Origin of the sequence: Streptomyces sp. NPDC050287, from assembly GCF_044459385.1 — a bacterium.
Lineage (GTDB): Bacteria > Actinomycetota > Actinomycetes > Streptomycetales > Streptomycetaceae > Streptomyces.
In genome coordinates this window covers 1-1,007 of sequence record NZ_JBITIY010000051.1, presented here as the reverse complement: position 1 = coordinate 1,007, position 1,007 = coordinate 1, and the positions used below count along the sequence as shown (strand labels likewise).

At 66.1% G+C, this 1,007-nt stretch carries 1 protein-coding gene; it reads right to left on the bottom strand.

The genetic code is table 11. From position 1 onward, the window contains the following. Nucleotides 1–79: 79 nt before the first annotated feature. Nucleotides 80–862, bottom strand: a complete 783-nt coding sequence (locus tag ACIBK3_RS46795) for a class I SAM-dependent methyltransferase (RefSeq protein ID WP_399374783.1) — start codon at nt 860–862, stop codon at nt 80–82. Nucleotides 863–1,007: the final 145 nt, after the last annotated feature.

Sequence of the window (1,007 nt, the reverse complement as noted above, 5' to 3'; positions counted from 1 at the left end):
GCTAGTGCTGTGACCGGCAACGTTCACCGGTTTGCCATAGGTGAGCGGAGAGCCAGGCAGAGCGGAACCGATGTCTGGATTACTGCGCTGAGGAAGCGCGGTGTGCGGTGAGCACGGGCTGGTAGTACCCGCTGGAGGCCGGACTGTGCCAGGTGATGTTGGTGAAGCCGGCTTCAGTTACGAACTCTGTCAGCTGCGGGGGCGTCAGCGCCCAGTAGGTGCTCCGGCGGACTCGGACATGCCAGGTGTTATCCGCGGGGGTGAGCTGGAAGTGCTCCAGGTCGTAGCGCTCGCCGTCTTCATGCCAGTGCCACAGCTGGAAGGTGATTACTTGGCCGTCGCGTGTCTCCGAGACCTGGGGAGGTGTCGACGTGGGTCTGTTCTGACGCGTCTCGTCGTAGTCCCGGACAGTGATCACCAACAGTCCGTTGTCTCGGAGCACCCGTCTCATGCCGAGGAGTGCCGCCCGGAGATCTTGCCCAGAAAGCAGGTGTGGGAGCGAGTTGTCCGCGCAGAGGACAACGTCGAATGACGTCTCTTTGAAAGGCAGTTGGCGCATGTCAGCCGAAGCGGCCGGAAGCCGGATGCCCCGGGCCGTCGCTTCGACGGCGGCGCGCGCGGCGGCGACCGGGCTCAGGTCGCTGCCGACAACCTGGTGCCCGGCCAGGGCCAGCCCGATGGCCTGGGTGCCGATCCCACACGAGCAGTCCAGGACAGTGTGCGGTCCCGCGCCGAGAGATGTGCGGACGAGCCCGCCCAGTACCTCGGCCTGGTAGGCCATGCTCGCGTCCCAGTCCCGGAACATCAGGTGGTACTGGTGGGCCAACTCGTCGTAGAAATTCCGCACGGAGAACTCGGACATGGATCCCACCGTAATGCGTGGCCGCCAGGGGAGACGGCCAGTTCAGGCAGCGGCTGCCAGACTTCGGCCGCCCCAGCGGATGCCCTTCTCGCTGCGGATCCGGGCGCGTTCGCGGCGTTGGGCGACCAGCAGGTCCGGGTGGCGG